This window comes from Tanticharoenia sakaeratensis NBRC 103193 (genome assembly GCF_000963885.1).
Classification (GTDB): Bacteria; Pseudomonadota; Alphaproteobacteria; order Acetobacterales; family Acetobacteraceae; genus Tanticharoenia; species Tanticharoenia sakaeratensis.
On record NZ_BALE01000002.1, the window covers coordinates 92,931 to 107,408 of the forward strand.

Sequence of the window (14,478 nt, forward strand, 5' to 3'; positions counted from 1 at the left end):
GATCAAGCGGTGGGTCCGTCAGGCCCCGCCATTCTGCCCGTAGCTGACTTCCGTATCCGGTGTCGCCGGACGCGGAGTCACGTCGGCCCCGTTTCCGCCCAGCGAGATATGACCGCCCTGGGGCCCGAACCCGCCATCGGATCCATTGTCCGGCCCCGACGAGGGACCATGATGCGGCATGGACGGCGGCGCGCCTTCGGCATAGTCGGGCTCATCCCCCGGAGTGGCATGGTGGTGCCGGTCCGGACGGCCTTGCGGCGGCAGGTGCTCCGTCATGTCGGCCGGGCCATCACCCATCATCTGTTGGACGCTGCCGCACGCTCCAAGCCACAGGCAGGCCACCATCCCCGGCACAAAGGTCACTTTCGTCCATTGCATGAGGTCCATCCTATCAAGCCGTCCCCGCGCCGCAAGGCACGCGCGATTGACGCTCTGCGCCTGGGACCTGATAACGCCCGCTGACAATCGCCTCACGAGGACATTCGTACCGTGAACATCGCCCTGACGGCTGACCATCCATGTTTCTAGGCGGTGTCGAGACGCCGGCCCAGCGCAGGCGCGCCTGGCGCGAAAGCCTGTTCGTGGATCATGCGATCTTCCGGCTGCCGTGGAGCAATCTTCAGGTCGTCATCCCGGGCCGCGTCTATCGCTGTAATCATCCGACGCCTGCGCGGCTGGCCCGGCTGACACGTCGTCTCGGGCTCAAAACACTCGTCAACCTGCGCGGCAAACGCGATTGCGGATCGGATGCGCTGTCACGCCGGGCAGCGGCCGATCTCGGCCTGGCCCATCTGGACATGGCGTTCGAAAGCCGTGGCGCGCCGCACCGGGATCGCATCCTGCGGTTCGAGGCGATGTATCGCACGATCGGGATGCCGATGCTGATGCATTGCAAGTCCGGCGCCGATCGCACGGGGCTTGCGGCGGGGCTCGTCCTGATGTTCGAGGGCGGCACCACACAGGACGCGCTTCGGCAACTGTCCTGGCGCTATGGCCACTTCAACCGCTCCCGCACAGGGATTCTGGATGCATTCTTTCTGCGATATCGCGCGCAGGGCGAAGGCCGGATTGCCTTCATGGACTGGGTGCGCGACGAATATGACGAAGTGGCCCTCAAGCGCGACTTCGTGGCAGGAAAACTGGCGTCGTTCCTGACGGATCAGGTTCTGCGGCGAGAATAGCGGCGAGCCTGCCCAAGAGCTTCAGCCCGCCATGCTCCGCACCAGATCCAGCATCTTCCTGCGGACGGCGGCATCCGGAATCCCGTAGAAGGCCCGCACCAGTTCCACGGCGTCCTTGCGGGCGAACAGCGCGAGATCGGCCGGATCCAGGCCGGCTGCCATGGATTTGGGCGACGGCGCGCCGAACTGCGCCTGCGTCTCCGCAAATCCCATGACCGGCTGCATGGAAGCCGGTTGCATCACCGGCCGGGACGTGGTGCCCGGCATATCGTCATAGAAGAACCCGACCGGCACATCGAGCACGCGTGCGATATCGTGCAGGCGCGACGCGCTGACCCGGTTCGCACCGCGCTCGTATTTCTGAACCTGCTGGAACGTCAGGCCAAGCGCCTCACCCAGCTTCTCCTGAGACAGCCCCATCAACGTCCGACGAAGACGGATCCGGTTCCCGATATGGACATCGGTCGGTCCCGGTGTCGCGGCCGAGGCGCTTGCCGGCTTTGCGTCGTCCGGTTGTCCCCGCATTCCGTCGCTCACGTTGTCTCTCCTGCCGCCCGCACACCAGATATGCGAGCGACTGATTGCTTTAACAACCTCGGATTGTCAACGTTAACCTTTCAGTAGTTTTTCAACCGAGACGTTTTCCGAGGCCTCATGGCAATTCCTGCCAGAATGCAGAGCAGCGAGAGCAGTATCGGTATCAGGCGCCCGAATCTGGCGAAGACAGTCGGCGGCAGCGGCGACGGGAGGCCGATCGGAAGGCTGCCCGGCACACCCCAGCCCAGGCGCCCCAGTTCATGGCCCGTGGGCCCGTAAGCCGCAGATATACCGGTATTGGCCGCCCGGGCGATGGGAAGCCCCTCTTCCACGGCGCGCATCCGGACACTCGCCAGATGCTGACGCGGGCCGGCACTGTTCCCGTACCAGGCGTCATTGGTGACGTTCAGCAACCAGTCGGGACGTGCATCGCGGCGGGCAACATGGCCCGAGAAGATGACTTCATAACAGACGAGAGGCGCCACCGCGCCGATCCCCGGCAGATGCCACGTCTTGAGACCCGCCCCTGGCGTCAACTGCGCCGGCAGGATGTTGAACGGGATGAAGGCCGGCTGATACTCGCCGAACGGAACCAGCGTGCTCTTGTCGTAGGCTGCGGCCACCGCGCCACGCGGGTCCACGGCCATGACGCTGTTGAACCAGTGTCCGCGCCCGTCATCCCGCAGCGTGCCGATCAGACCATAAGTTGCCCCCTCGCCCGCCCGCATGATCGCCTGACGATCGAGCGTGTCCTCATCCAGAAGACCGGGAAAAGCCGTCTCGGGCCAGGCAAAGGCAATGGCTCGTCCCGGGTAGCGCACCTGCGCTTGCGCCATGCCCTGCCGGGTCAGATCCAGATAGCGCTGGAACACGGCCACCAGATCGCTCCGGGCCAGCTTCTCGCTTTCGGAAACGTTACCCTGGACCAGCACGACCACCGGATTGACGAATGATACCGGCCGCACCGAATCCAGTCGCCAGATTCCGAACCCGACCCACGCGACGAAGGCGCATGCAACGAGCGCTATGGCCCGCCAGCCCTGCCAGACGCCCAGAGCCGCGACGACGCCGAACAGTGTCAGACCATCCACGCCGACGATGCTTGCGGGCTGCATGAGGACATCGCCCGCGCGCCCCGGCCATTCCCAGATGCTGCCGAGCGGGTTCCATGGAAAACCGGTGAACAGGAAGACCCGCCCCATGTCGGCGAACGTCCAGGCTCCTGCAAACACCAGAACACGCGGCCAACCCGACGGTGCCAGTCGACAGAGAACAGCGGGCACGGCCGCGAACGGTGCCAGCAGGAGCGCGCAGCCGGGTGCTGCGATCGGCACGACCCACCAGAATGTGTCCACGCGGGTCAGGATCGCATTCGTGAGCCAGTATAGCCCCGCCGTATGAAGGCCCAGCCCGAACCAGAAACCGTACAGGGCCGCGGCACGCCACGATCGCGCCGATTCCGCAAAGCGAAGCAGCACGAACAACATGACGGGCAGAACCGGGACCAGATAGAGCGGCGGCAACGCAAGCGCCGCACAGGCGCCGGCTAGCAACAGGACGGCCGCTCGACGCCACGGGCCGAGCGGCGGCTCGGACGTAACGGCTACAGCTGATGACGCAGTCGCGCGCGTGACGCGGCCAAGATCATTCAAGGGCGTCGCGCAGCCTGCGTTCGTAGTGACGGTAGTATTTGTCGGCCAGAAGCTCGCTCTTCACCAGCACTGCGACATCCGTCGTGTTGAACTGGTGATCCACGACCGCGCCGTCGCCGACATAGCCGCCCAGTCGGAGGTAGCCCTTGATGAGCGGCGGCAGCCTGGCAAGGCAGGAACGGTAGTCGAGCGTATGAGGATCGGTCCTCAGCATTTCGACCCGACGGTCCGGCAATGCGCTCACCCGCAGGACGGGAGGTGCGAGATGGTTGTGGTAAAGATAGGTCAGTTCGTTGGCGACCGCATCGGGATTGGTCCCGGGCAGGCTCGCGCAGCCGAACAGCACATCGATCCGATGCAGGAAGATGTAGGACGCAATACCGCGCCACAGCAGCTGCATGGCGCTGCGGCCACGGTAATCGCGATCGACACAGGACCGCCCGACTTCCAGCAGCTTGCCCGGGAACTCGATCAGCGGCGACAGGTCGTATTCGCTGCCGGAATAGTATTTGCCGACCTTGGCGGCCGCATCATCCCGCAGAAGGCGATAGGTGCCGACGACACCCGCCGCACCGGACGAGATCGAATGATCGATCACCAGCAGATGATCCGCGACCTCATCGTACTCGTCGATATCGCGCCTGGAGCGGGCTGCACGTTCGTCAGGACGGGCACCCATTTCCTCGAAGAAGACCCGATAGCGCAGGGCCTGGGCTGCCTCGCGCTCGGCATCATTCGCCGCGATGCGGACGCCAAGATTGCCGCCACGCAGTTCCTGGAAGCCGTTGCGCTCCAGCGCAAGCGTGGAGAGGGTCGCACCGTCCCGCCCGCTTGTGGCCAGCGCACGCAGCCGCTCCCCGGCCTGCGGATCGTCCGGCGACACCGCCTGAAGAAGGGCCGCGAGTGTTTCCGCCTTGCTCATGCTCCGCCTCTCTCCTGAACGTCGCGCTGCGCGTCGGCCTTTGGCACTGAACGCGCGGTCTCTGCCGCTTCGGCATTGCGCCGTCGCCCGAACAGCTCCAGTCGATGTGATACGAGATCGAAACCCAGACGCTCGGCCAGACGCCGCATCAGGGCTTCCTGTTCCGCGTCCTCGAATTCGATGACCCGGCCAGTGTCGACATCGATCAGATGGTAGTGGTGACCGTGTTCGCTTGCCTCGTAGCGGGCACGGCCGCCGCCGAAGTCGCGTCGCTCGAGGATACCCTGCTCCTCAAGGAGGCGGACGGTACGATAGACGGTCGCAACCGAGATCCTGGAATCCAGCGCTGCGGCGCGCCGATAGAGTTCCTCGACATCCGGATGGTCTTCCGCATCAGACAGCACCTGAGCGATCACCCGGCGCTGCCCGGTCATCTTCAGGCCCCGTTCGACGCACAGTCGCCCGATCGGAGAGTCCGCAATTTTCGCGCCTGCTACCATACTGTGCGGCGTAGCCGAAAAGCAGGTATGTTGTCCATGCAGGGCAATCGAAAGCGGGCCGGGCTCATGAGCGGATCAAGGGCGCTTGCTCGGTGCGACAGCAGTACGCACCGGAGCTACAGATCAAGATCAGTCAGCCTTCGCGGCGGGTGCCAAGGCCGATCTTGCGCGCCAGGGACGAACGGTGATTGGCGTAATTCGGCGCAACCATCGGGTATTCGGCCGGGAGATCCCAGCGCTCACGATATTGCTGCGGCGTCATGTTGTATGCCGTCTTCAGATGGCGGCGCAGAAGCTTGAGCTTTTTTCCATCCTCGAGGCACACGATATAGTCGGGAAACACCGACTTGCGTGGAGAGACCGCAGGGGTGGGTTTCTCGACGGGAACCACGGCAGGCTGGTTCACCTCGGAGAGCGTGGTGTAGATGGATCGGATGAGAGCCGGCAGCGCTTCTGGTGCGATCTCGTTGCCGGAAACGTAGGACGTTACAATCTGCGCGACAAGTTTGCGGATCTGGTCCTCATTGGGTTCCGTTGTCATGCTTGAGAGAGCCTCCACTGTTAGTTGTGCATTATACCTTTTATTCTTAATAAATCGCAACCACCAGCGAATGGGCACATACAGCCGTGGACATTACTCAAGATCAGACACTGGATATCACCAGCTTTTTCTGTCCAATGACCTTTGTACATACCCGGCTGGCGCTTGATCGCATGACCTCGGGAGAAAAGCTGGTCCTTATCCTCAATGATGGAGACGCGCGCCGCAACGTGGCCGCTTCAGCCCAAGCACTCGGCCATGTAATCGAAGCGGACGAATCCCTGCCCGGCAATCGGGCACGGTTGGTCATCCGCAAATAGACAAGCCATGAACGAGCCGAAACCGGTACGGTTTCCGGTTGCTCAGATGTCTTCTTCCAGAGATGCCATGAGGACACGCGCGTCGGCCCCATCCGCATAGTATTGGCGTCGGCGCCCGACTTCGCGGAAGCCTGTCGCAGCGTAGAGCGCCCGTGCCGCCTCGTTATTTTCGGCGACATCCAGAAACAGGCGCTCCACCCCTGATGGGGCGGCGGCCTTGACTGCCGCCTTTATCAGCGCCCGACCCACACCTGAGCGCCGGGCGCCCTGCAGAACGGCGATCGTCAGGATCTCGCCTTCGTCGGCCGCGACGCGCATCATGACGAACCCAAGCGGGTTCGTCCCGTCACACAGACAAAGCGCAGTGGTACCCGGTACGGCGAGTAATTCGGCAATCGCCTGCCCGGACCAGACGTCACCCTCCGCGAAGGCGTCGGCGTGCAACGCAGCAAGGACAACGTTCGCTTCTGCCCCCATCGGCACGATGGCCCTGCTCATACCGGGGCTGGACGCAGGCCCGCAGCCGGTGGTTTGGCTTCCGGAGGATCGATATAAAGCGGCACCACGTCGGAAGACGGCCAGTAATCTGCGGCGCGCAGTATCGCTGCGGCATCCGGTCGCCTGATGCCGCTGAGACGCCAACCGCGTACGGCAGCGAGTTCCTCGGACACGATTGCCTGAGCGTCTCCGTGAATGACGGTTCCGGCCGGCCATTTCTGATCGACGACGCGCTCGGGTGCGAAGGCGGTAACCGCACCTTCGCTTCGTTCACAAAAGACGCGGCCCCGACGCGCCAGGCTCAAACACACCCACGGCGCTTCGGATTCGTCCACAGCCGCGCAGGCCCGTCCGACGCTTACCCCGAGAAGAGCGACATCGAGACCGAAGGCGAGCCCATGCGCCAAGGCGATGGAAGCCCGCAGGCCGGTGAACGACCCCGGCCCTGTGACAACGACGATACGCTCCGGCGGGGGCACCGCGTTCAGAACCGATCGCGCCATAATCGCAATCCCGTCTGCCGCGCCGAGGCCGTGAGCTTCCTCGCTTGCTTCAACCCTGCCATCGGCACCGACGAGAGCCACCAGCACATCGGCCTCGGCGCCTGCTGGCGCTGCATTGAGCACCAGCACGCCGCCGCGAGCACTCACAGACACAGGCAGGTCGTGTCGAAATCCAGCCGCGGCGCACGCGGACGTTCGGTCTCGTCGCCCGCATAACCCAGCGCGATCAGGAAATTCGCGCGCCAGCCGGTTCCGGCCAACAGCGCATCCTCGACCTGATATGCGTCGAAACCGGACATCGGTGCAGCCGCAAGGCCTAGAGCCCGAGCCGCCATGAGAAGATAGGCGCCCTGCAGGGTCCCGTTACGGAAAGCCGTTTCCTCCGCAAGTCCCACGTCGCCTGCGAACCAGTCCCGCAGCCCTGGCTCGTCGTTCAGATTGGGCAGATGTTCGAAGAACAGCGGGTCATGGCAGACGATGGCAACCACCGGCGCCGCCAGGCAGTGCACAACGTTTCCCGCCGAGAGCGCGGGCCGCAGACGTGCCCGGGCATCCTCGCTCACGACGAACACAAACCGCGCCGGCATGCAGTTTCCGGACGTCGGTCCCATTTTCACGAGATCGTAAAGCGCGGCGAGCGTTTCGGCGCCGACCGGGCGGTCCGCCCAGCTTCGTGGCGTCCGCGCGCGCCGAAACAATGCGTCGAGGGCTGCATCGTCGATCGGCCCCGAAGGCGGAGCCGATCCGGTAGACATCGTCCCCTTCACTGCCGCGTCGGGGGCGTCTGCGACAAGGGCCGCATCCGCCGCGATGTCAGACGACAGACCATCAGACGATGTCATCAGGCCGCGGCCCAGTCATCAACCTGCTCTACCGCCACGACCTCGGGCACATAGTGCCGCAGCATGTTCTCGACGCCATGCTTCAGCGTCGCACGCGAGGACGGGCAGCCCGAGCAGGCGCCCTGCATGGTCAGACGCACGATACCGTCGCGATATCCACGGAACACGATGTCCCCGCCATCGCCGGCCACGGCCGGACGCACGCGGGTGTCCAGCAGGTCGCGGATCTGTGCCACGATTTCGGCATCTTCCGGTGCAATGTCGTCCTCGACCGAAAGAGCGCCCTGTTCGAATGCCGGCAGGCCCGCACGGAAATGCTCTTCGATCACCGCGAGCACCTGCGGCTTCAACTCCGGCCAGTCGGCCGCATCGGTCTTGGTCACGGACACGAAATCCGCACCCAGAAACACGCGCGACACGCCGTCCAGGGTGAAAAGGGCATCCGCCAGGCGTGAACGGCCGCTCGCCGCCTGCGCGTCAGCAAAATCCGCCGTTCCGGCTATGCCGGTCACATCACGGCCCGGCAGAAACTTGAGCGTCGCCGGATTTGGCGTGGTCTCGGTCTCGATGAACATGGCAGTCAACGATCCTGTGTGGCTTCGTGTGCGTTCGCAACGAAGATCCGTATGGTTGGAAGCCCCTTCGAGGGCATTGGCCTCTCAGATGAACCCTGCGCGCCGCCGCTGCAAGGGTTGCGGTTCAACGTCGGTCCGATGCCGCATCATCGGCAGCGGTATCCGCGGCATACGGGAGACGCACGATGGCACGCAGGCCGCGCCCTTCCGCCCGGCAGAGCTCAAGCGTTCCGCCCGCACGTTCCGTCTCACGCTTGACGATCGCAAGGCCGAGGCCGATCCCGCCGGTCGACCGTGAACGCGACCCTTCAAGGCGAAAGAACGGGGTCGTCACCCTGTCGAGATCGGCATCCGGAATGCCGGGCCCGTCATCAGTGACTGACACCTGCGACCCTCGCGGGGTCGCGGTCAGGATCACCTCAGCATTGCCGCCATATGTCAGGGCGTTGTCGATCAGGTTCGCAAAGACACGCCGCATGGCGAGCGGCCTGAGCGCCATGGCGCATCGATCCGGCCCCTCGTAGCGAACATCGCATCCGCGATCGGCGCGCTCGTCGACCAGCGTCGCCAGAATGGCAGCGAGATCGGCCTGCCGAAGCGGCTCGGGGTCCCGGTCGCCAGCGAGATACGCCAGAACGCCGCTGACCATCGCCTCCATTTCGGCGACGTCGGCTTCTATGGCCGCCTGCGCTTCCGGATCATTCAGGAAGCCCGCGCGCAGACGCAGTCTCTGCAACGGCGTGCGCAGATCATGCGAGACCGCCGCCAGCATCTCTGTCCGGTCCTCGACGAGCCGATGGATTCGGGCCTGCATGGCATTGATCGCCCGCGCGAGGCCACGCACCTCCCGCGGGCCCTGCTCGGAAAAATGCACCTGTTCGCCGATGTCGTCCGGGCTGCTCGCAACGCCGTCCGCAAGATCCGACAAAGCGCGAAGCGGGGTCGAGAGCGCACGCACCAGCATCGCGGCGGCAAGACTCACGGCGCCAGCGGTGATCGCCGCGGACGCGAGCCCGCGCGTGACATGGTGCCGGCCAACCATGGAGGGTGCGGTGAAATCGAGCCAGGAGCCGTCCGGCAGCATGATCTCGCCGCTGACGTCCGAAGGTGAAGCGACGGGCACGCCCAGCACCAGTCTTGCGTGACCGAGCGCGTTTTCCGTGTGGATCATGCCAAGCCGAAGCTCGTCGAGGCCGGCCGCCTGACGCAGGCGAACCTTGCGTGGCGCGGAACCTTCGGCACGCCATGTCAGGGCAAGATCATCCGTGGAAAGCATGACGGCGAGAACCGGCCGCTGCCCAACGGGCGCGGCGGCAAGCACGCGCGCGTCGCTCATCAACGCCTCGGCGAGCTGCGACGTCCGGGCGTCGTCCACAATGTAGGATTCGGCTTCCTCATAGACCACGCTGCTGCCGAGAAACACGAGCAGCACGGCCGCGAGCAGCACGAGACTCACACGACCGACTAAACCCCTCGGCCAGAGGAGGATCAGTCGTTCAGATGTGCCCCGCCGCCGTGACGTAGCGCTCGTTTTCAGATGCGTTCAACCTCGGGCACAAAGATATACCCAAGACCGCGCACGGTTCGGATCAACATGTCCGCATCGTTGCCGAGCTTGCGGCGCAGACGGCTCACCAGCACGTCCACACTGCGGTCAGAAACATCGCCCAGGCGCGTGCGCGACAGTTCCAGAAGACGGTCACGGGCGATTACACGCTGCGGGTTGTCCAGGAAGCTGCACAGCAGGTCGTGTTCGGCACCGGAGATATCGACCGCAGCACCTGACGGATCCGTCAGTTCGCGACGTCGCAGGTCGAGGGTCCATCCTGCGAAGCGGACGGTCTCCTTGCGGGTTCGATCGAGCGGCGTCGCTGCCGTTCCGCGTCGAAGCACGGCGCGCACACGCGCAAGGAGCTCGCGCTGGCCGAACGGCTTGGCAACATAGTCGTCCGCACCCAGTTCCAGGCCGAGCACACGGTCCCGCTCCTCGCCACGCGCCGACACCATGATGACGGGCGTCGACACGACCGGGGTCTCGCCGGGATCGGTGGGAGGAACAGGCGCGTCGCCGCTGCGCAGGATGCGGAGGATGTCGAGCCCGGACACGCCAGGGAGCATCACATCGAGAATGATCAGATCGACCGGGGCGACCTGCAGGGCCGCCCACATTTCGTCCGCATTGGATGCGCCACGAACACGGAACCCGTCGCCCTGAAGGGCGCGCTGGAGAAGCGTGCGCATGCCCGGGTCGTCTTCGACGAGAAGAACACGGGCGGGGAGATCAGGATCCGAGAGGTTTGGTGTCATGATTCGAAAACGCTATCACGTGTTGCATCTCGCTCTCAACACCGCGATGACATGGTCGTCAAGTCGTGCTGACGACCATGCCGCGTTTTCTCAGTGGGCCGCGGGCGGATGCTGAAGAAGCAGAGCCCACATTGCGGCGATGTCGCGTGGACCATTATCTCCCGTAACGGCCTGAAGCGTCTTGATGGCATCAGCCGTGCGGCCGCCGTCCATCTGCGCGAGACCATAGTCAAGCTGCGCAATCTCCGGATGCAGCGGATGGCGCGTCATGCCTTCCCGCATCAGCGCCAGTCCCTCATCGACCTGGCCATTGAGAACCATGTCATAGCCGGCCGTCAGCAGCGGGCCCGCGCCGGGGTCCTTCTTGGCGGCCTCGGCATTGGCGTCGAGCTTGGCATGGTCGGCATTAGCACGCTGGATGACCATGGCATGAAGGCGCGCTTCACGATCGGCCCCTGCGTCATGCCCCAGGGCGCCGTTGGCGTATCCCTGGTTCATCAGTTTCAGGGCAAGCTGCGGCAGACCGGCCTGTACGGCACGTTCCGTCATGTCCATGTAATCGGAGGGGTTGCGCAGGACGCCCGTGGCCAGCCTGATCCGCTCGATATCGAACTGGAGCTGGGGCGGGATCTTCGGGTTGACCATCAGCCCGTGGATCAGGTTCGCCCAGTATTCCGGCTTGGGATAATACTGGACGAGCTGAACGAACGCGTGCGTCTCGTTCGAGCTGTCCTTCAGACGCGTGTAGCAGGTCGCGAGGAACTGCAGCTGGTTCTCGGTCGGCTTCTTGCCGGCCTTGGCCTCGGCATCGATCTGCGCCTGCTGCGCTTTTGCAGCATTGGCGTAGTCGTTCTGCAGATAGTAGGCCTGAACCAGGGTCGTCCCGACATTACCTGTCGTGTCCGGGTATTTCTTCAGGTACTGCTGCGCGAGCGTCACGACCTGCGGATAGTTTTTCGCGCTGTAGGCCATCGAGATTTCGGCCTGAAGCATCTGCGGCTTGTTGGCCGCCGGCGTACGCGGCGATGCGATCAGCACGTCGTACGCCTTGATCGCGGACGCGGTGTCGCCGGACTGGGCGGCGACCGCCGCGCGCATCTGCGCGATCGTGTAACTTTCGTAATCGGTCTTTTTCGCGACCGCGTCGGCAGCATTCACGCCTGCCATGGCTTTTGTGTAGTCACGGGCCGCCAGCGCGGTCTGCGCCTGCTGAAGCGGTTTGCCCACGGCCATGCTCAGTTCGTCAGCAGCCCGGGCGCCCTGATGACATGAAAGTGTCGCGGCGAGGATGGTCGCCGCGAGCAGCGGCGCACGAGCCGGACGCACGCTCAGCGGCGCATGACGCAGACGCGAAAAAATCACTATTACTGTCCTTCCATATACTGATCCTGACCCACGATCCCGAGCTTCAGGATGCCGAGGCGCTGGGCGTCAGCCAGAACGTGCGCCACCGTCTTGTAGTCGGCAAGGCGATTTGGATCGATATGCATTTCAGGCTGGTCCGGCTGGTGGGCCGCATTGATGAAATGCGCCTGCAGATCATCTTCGCTGGTGACCGGCTGACCGTTCCACGTAATCGAATTATCGAAATCGATACCCACCGTCACGACCTGCGGCAGCGTGGTCGAAGGCGGCGGATTCCCCTGCGGCAGGTCGAGCGCAACCGAATGGGTCTGCAGAGGCAGCGTGATGATCAACATGATGAGCAGCACGAGCATCACGTCGATCAAGGGTGTGGTGTTGATATCGACGATGCCCTCGTCTTCCGAGGTGCTGTCTGATCCGACGCTCATGGCCATGGCGCATCACTTTCTGGCTTTGGGTGAAACCCGGCCGCGCGCAAGCACGGCGAGAATGAAGAAGGCGGCAGTCGCGGGACCGTTCTTGCAGGTCCCGGACGACCGCCCGGATCACGCACCTTACGGGCTGCTGTGCGGCTGCTCGGTAATGAAGTCCACGTGCCCGATGCCCGCTTCCTGGCAGGCGGCCACGAGACGGCCGACCGCCTCGTAACGCGCCTTCTGGTCGCCGCGGATCTGGATCTGCGGCTGCGGCTTCATCGTGGCGACATGACTCAGACGTTCCATCAGGTCCGCGTGCCCGCGCAGCGGGGTCGTGTTCCAGTAGGCCTGTCCGTTATCCGTCACCGCCAGAACCACGTTGTTCGGCTTCGTCTGCGTCGGCTGGTTCGCGTCCTTGGGAAGCTGAACCTTGACCGTATGCGTGACGACCGGAACCGTGATCAGGAAGATGATGAGCAGCACCAGCATGACGTCGACAAGCGGAGTGGTGTTGATGGCAGACACCACATCGTCTTCGCCGCCACTATCTCCGACTTGCATGGCCATGGTTCAGGCAATCCGCTGGCTGGTGGTGGTGGTGACGGGAACGTCCATACGACCTTCATCCGGGGCAACGCCGTGGCGGAAGCCACCAATCAGGACGGACTGAACGTCGGCCGCGAAGTTGCGGACGCGATCCATCGCGCCCTTGTTGCGACGGACGAGCAGGTTGTAGCCGAGCACTGCCGGGACGGCGACGGCAAGACCGATTGCGGTGTTGATCAGCGCGGCGCCGACCGGGCCCGCGATCTTGTCGATCGACGGCTGGCCTGCAATCGCGATGGCGGTCAGTGCGTGGTAGATGCCCCACACCGTGCCGAACAGACCGACGAACGGCGACGTCGAACCGACCGTTCCGAGGAACGCGAGACCGCCCTGGAGACGGGTGTTGATCGTGGCGACCGAGCGGTCGATGGACATTGCCGTCCACGAATGCAGGTCGATCGCGTCACGCATCGAACCTTCATGGTGCTCCGCAGCAACGATGCCGGTTTCGGCGACATAACGGAACGGCGACGATTCCTTGAGCGACGATGCGCCTTCCTGAACCGAGCTCTTGTTCCAGAACTTGGCTGCCGCTTCTTTCGAAGCCGAGAACACGCGGCCCTGCTCGAAGAACTTCAGGATCATGATCAGCCACGTGCCGACCGACATGATGACGAGGATCAGCAGCACGCCACGGTCGATGATGTCGCCGTTGACCCACAGAGCCGCCAGACCGTACGGGTTGGACGACGCAGCGGTCTGCGGAGCCGGCGCTGCGGGGGGAGCGGCATCCGGAGCGGGCGTGGACGACGGTGCGGGCGCCGAGCCTGCATCGCCCGACGGCGCAGGCGTCTGACCGGCCGGCGGTGCGCCGGCGTCCGGAGCAGGGGCGCCAGGCGCGGGAGCGTTCGACGCGGATGCGTCCGGAGCGGCGGCAGGCGGGGACGCGGGAGCAGTCTGCGCACTGGACGGCTGCGATGCATCCTGCGCCAGCGCCATCACCGGAGTTGCGATGCCAAGGGTCGCGGCGCCCAGCGTCGCGGCGAGAGCCGGCGCGGCGAGGACGGGAAGGCGGAACAGTCTCGTCATGAACTCCATTTCCTTTGAAATCCACCCGTGGCCGGGCGTTCGTCTGCGCACCCGTAGCAGGGTCACGTTAGAAGTTGAGGTACGTCGGGCCTTACGAACCGTCACACCGATAGTAGCCGAAAACCAATCAGGATTACGATCCCGCATCAATATCCGGCACGTATCATTTCGTCGCTCCGCCCCCTCCGCCCGAAGGCGGAGGAAGCAGGGCGGTCTTACTCGTCACCCAGGCGGAAGGTGATGGTGTAGGGGTGATTGGCCTCCCGCACCGGCACACCATTGCGAACCGCCGGCTGATACCGGGCACGGCGGACGAAATCGAGCGCGGCTTCGGCGAACTCATGACCACCCGTGACGCTGGTCACGTGACAGTTGCTGGTGTGTCCGTCGGCTTCCACGTCGCACAGCACGTGGGCCACGCCCTCCCGGTTCTCCTCCTGCATGTCCTCAGGATATTCCACCTTCGCACCGTTGATCGGCGTTGCACCCGCGATGTGATCCGGCACGGGCGGCGACGGCGGCGCGTTGCTCGGCGGCGACGGCGGTGCCGGCGGCAGCGGGCTCGGCGGGATCTTCACCGGCGGCTTGACGTGCGTCACGCGCTGGATCGCCTTCGGCGGCGGCTGAATCTGAATCTTCGGCGGCGGCACGAACGGCGGCGGCGGCGGCGTGATCGTCGGCGGC

The 14,478-nt window shown here is 64.5% G+C and carries 19 protein-coding genes; 2 read left to right on the forward strand and 17 right to left on the reverse strand.

What is annotated here, in order from left to right:
- Window positions 1–18 precede the first annotated feature (18 nt).
- On the reverse strand, window positions 19–378 hold the full coding sequence (locus B8446_RS00595; RefSeq protein ID WP_148505774.1) for a hypothetical protein: 360 nt from the start codon (window positions 376–378) through the stop codon (window positions 19–21).
- Window positions 379–518: 140 nt separating this feature from the next.
- On the opposite strand from B8446_RS00595, the gene B8446_RS00600 reads away from it, so the two are divergent.
- On the forward strand, window positions 519–1,181 hold the full coding sequence (locus B8446_RS00600) for a tyrosine-protein phosphatase (RefSeq protein ID WP_048846134.1): 663 nt from the start codon (window positions 519–521) through the stop codon (window positions 1,179–1,181).
- Between the two features lie 21 nt (window positions 1,182–1,202).
- Here B8446_RS00600 and B8446_RS00605 read toward each other — a convergent pair whose 3' ends face one another.
- The 5 genes from B8446_RS00605 to B8446_RS00625 form a co-directional block, all read right to left on the reverse strand.
- The gene (locus B8446_RS00605) at window positions 1,203–1,706 is read right to left on the reverse strand and encodes a helix-turn-helix domain-containing protein (RefSeq protein WP_084711936.1); all 504 of its coding nucleotides are present in this window, start codon (window positions 1,704–1,706) and stop codon (window positions 1,203–1,205) included.
- A gap of 92 nt (window positions 1,707–1,798) precedes the next feature.
- On the reverse strand, window positions 1,799–3,370 hold the full coding sequence (gene lnt, locus B8446_RS00610) for an apolipoprotein N-acyltransferase (RefSeq protein ID WP_048846136.1): 1,572 nt from the start codon (window positions 3,368–3,370) through the stop codon (window positions 1,799–1,801).
- A complete protein-coding gene (locus B8446_RS00615; protein ID WP_084711937.1) occupies window positions 3,363–4,292 on the reverse strand; it encodes a GNAT family N-acetyltransferase in 930 nt (309 codons plus the stop codon). The genes lnt and B8446_RS00615 overlap by 8 nt, the downstream gene beginning before the upstream one ends.
- Window positions 4,289–4,792 carry a Fur family transcriptional regulator gene (locus tag B8446_RS00620; protein ID WP_048846139.1) on the reverse strand — a complete coding sequence of 168 codons (504 nt, stop codon included), beginning with the start codon at window positions 4,790–4,792 and terminating at the stop codon, window positions 4,289–4,291. The genes B8446_RS00615 and B8446_RS00620 overlap by 4 nt, the downstream gene beginning before the upstream one ends.
- A gap of 133 nt (window positions 4,793–4,925) precedes the next feature.
- Window positions 4,926–5,333 carry a MucR family transcriptional regulator gene (locus B8446_RS00625; protein ID WP_048846141.1) on the reverse strand — a complete coding sequence of 136 codons (408 nt, stop codon included), beginning with the start codon at window positions 5,331–5,333 and terminating at the stop codon, window positions 4,926–4,928.
- 86 nt (window positions 5,334–5,419) lie between these two features.
- Between B8446_RS00625 and B8446_RS00630 the strand changes: the two genes are divergently transcribed.
- Complete coding sequence (locus B8446_RS00630) at window positions 5,420–5,653, forward strand: sulfurtransferase TusA family protein (protein ID WP_241767562.1); 234 nt, start codon at window positions 5,420–5,422, stop codon at window positions 5,651–5,653.
- 42 nt (window positions 5,654–5,695) lie between these two features.
- Here the strand turns inward: B8446_RS00630 and rimI are convergent, their stop codons facing one another.
- From rimI to B8446_RS00685, 11 genes are all read right to left on the reverse strand, one after another.
- The gene (gene rimI / locus B8446_RS00635; protein WP_048846145.1) at window positions 5,696–6,151 is read right to left on the reverse strand and encodes a ribosomal protein S18-alanine N-acetyltransferase; all 456 of its coding nucleotides are present in this window, start codon (window positions 6,149–6,151) and stop codon (window positions 5,696–5,698) included.
- Window positions 6,148–6,807 (reverse strand): tRNA (adenosine(37)-N6)-threonylcarbamoyltransferase complex dimerization subunit type 1 TsaB, encoded by a 660-nt coding sequence (gene tsaB, locus B8446_RS00640; protein ID WP_158507504.1) that lies wholly within the window; start codon window positions 6,805–6,807, stop codon window positions 6,148–6,150. The genes rimI and tsaB overlap by 4 nt, the downstream gene beginning before the upstream one ends.
- Entirely contained in the window at window positions 6,798–7,409 is a 612-nt protein-coding gene (locus B8446_RS00645; RefSeq protein ID WP_048846194.1) for a malonic semialdehyde reductase, read from the reverse strand. Before B8446_RS00645 ends, tsaB begins: the two co-directional genes overlap by 10 nt.
- Window positions 7,410–7,495: 86 nt before the next feature.
- Window positions 7,496–8,071: a NifU family protein gene (locus B8446_RS00650; RefSeq protein ID WP_048846147.1), complete on the reverse strand. Its 576-nt coding sequence runs from the start codon at window positions 8,069–8,071 to the stop codon at window positions 7,496–7,498.
- Window positions 8,072–8,195: 124 nt separating this feature from the next.
- The gene (locus B8446_RS00655) at window positions 8,196–9,527 is read right to left on the reverse strand and encodes an ATP-binding protein (RefSeq protein ID WP_241767563.1); all 1,332 of its coding nucleotides are present in this window, start codon (window positions 9,525–9,527) and stop codon (window positions 8,196–8,198) included.
- A gap of 77 nt (window positions 9,528–9,604) precedes the next feature.
- A complete protein-coding gene (locus tag B8446_RS00660) occupies window positions 9,605–10,378 on the reverse strand; it encodes a response regulator (protein ID WP_048846151.1) in 774 nt (257 codons plus the stop codon).
- Window positions 10,379–10,468: 90 nt separating this feature from the next.
- A complete protein-coding gene (locus tag B8446_RS00665) occupies window positions 10,469–11,740 on the reverse strand; it encodes a hypothetical protein (RefSeq protein WP_241767564.1) in 1,272 nt (423 codons plus the stop codon).
- 2 nt (window positions 11,741–11,742) lie between these two features.
- Entirely contained in the window at window positions 11,743–12,177 is a 435-nt protein-coding gene (locus B8446_RS00670) for an ExbD/TolR family protein (protein WP_048846152.1), read from the reverse strand.
- A 120-nt stretch (window positions 12,178–12,297) separates the two neighbouring features.
- Window positions 12,298–12,726 (reverse strand): ExbD/TolR family protein, encoded by a 429-nt coding sequence (locus tag B8446_RS00675; protein WP_048846155.1) that lies wholly within the window; start codon window positions 12,724–12,726, stop codon window positions 12,298–12,300.
- 3 nt (window positions 12,727–12,729) lie between these two features.
- On the reverse strand, window positions 12,730–13,794 hold the full coding sequence (locus B8446_RS00680) for a MotA/TolQ/ExbB proton channel family protein (protein WP_084711939.1): 1,065 nt from the start codon (window positions 13,792–13,794) through the stop codon (window positions 12,730–12,732).
- 215 nt (window positions 13,795–14,009) lie between these two features.
- Window positions 14,010–14,478, reverse strand: a 469-nt coding sequence (locus B8446_RS00685; protein WP_048846158.1) for an energy transducer TonB, incomplete at its 5' end; no start/stop codon positions are given.

Excerpts from the sequence above, each read along its gene's own strand:
- rimI (WP_048846145.1), bottom strand. The coding sequence starts at position 6,151 with ATGAGCAGGGCCATCGTGCCGATGGGGGCAGAAGCGAACGTTGTCCTT.
- B8446_RS00680 (WP_084711939.1), bottom strand. The coding sequence starts at position 13,794 with ATGACGAGACTGTTCCGCCTTCCCGTCCTCGCCGCGCCGGCTCTCGCC.
- B8446_RS00675 (WP_048846155.1), bottom strand. The coding sequence starts at position 12,726 with ATGGCCATGCAAGTCGGAGATAGTGGCGGCGAAGACGATGTGGTGTCT.
- B8446_RS00660 (WP_048846151.1), bottom strand. The coding sequence starts at position 10,378 with ATGACACCAAACCTCTCGGATCCTGATCTCCCCGCCCGTGTTCTTCTC.
- B8446_RS00670 (WP_048846152.1), bottom strand. The coding sequence starts at position 12,177 with ATGGCCATGAGCGTCGGATCAGACAGCACCTCGGAAGACGAGGGCATC.
- B8446_RS00625 (WP_048846141.1), bottom strand. The coding sequence starts at position 5,333 with ATGACAACGGAACCCAATGAGGACCAGATCCGCAAACTTGTCGCGCAG.
- B8446_RS00650 (WP_048846147.1), bottom strand. The coding sequence starts at position 8,071 with ATGTTCATCGAGACCGAGACCACGCCAAATCCGGCGACGCTCAAGTTT.
- B8446_RS00620 (WP_048846139.1), bottom strand. The coding sequence starts at position 4,792 with ATGGTAGCAGGCGCGAAAATTGCGGACTCTCCGATCGGGCGACTGTGC.
- B8446_RS00600 (WP_048846134.1), top strand. The coding sequence starts at position 519 with ATGTTTCTAGGCGGTGTCGAGACGCCGGCCCAGCGCAGGCGCGCCTGG.
- B8446_RS00645 (WP_048846194.1), bottom strand. The coding sequence starts at position 7,409 with ATGTCTACCGGATCGGCTCCGCCTTCGGGGCCGATCGACGATGCAGCC.
- B8446_RS00615 (WP_084711937.1), bottom strand. The coding sequence starts at position 4,292 with ATGAGCAAGGCGGAAACACTCGCGGCCCTTCTTCAGGCGGTGTCGCCG.
- B8446_RS00595 (WP_148505774.1), bottom strand. The coding sequence starts at position 378 with ATGCAATGGACGAAAGTGACCTTTGTGCCGGGGATGGTGGCCTGCCTG.
- B8446_RS00605 (WP_084711936.1), bottom strand. The coding sequence starts at position 1,706 with ATGCGGGGACAACCGGACGACGCAAAGCCGGCAAGCGCCTCGGCCGCG.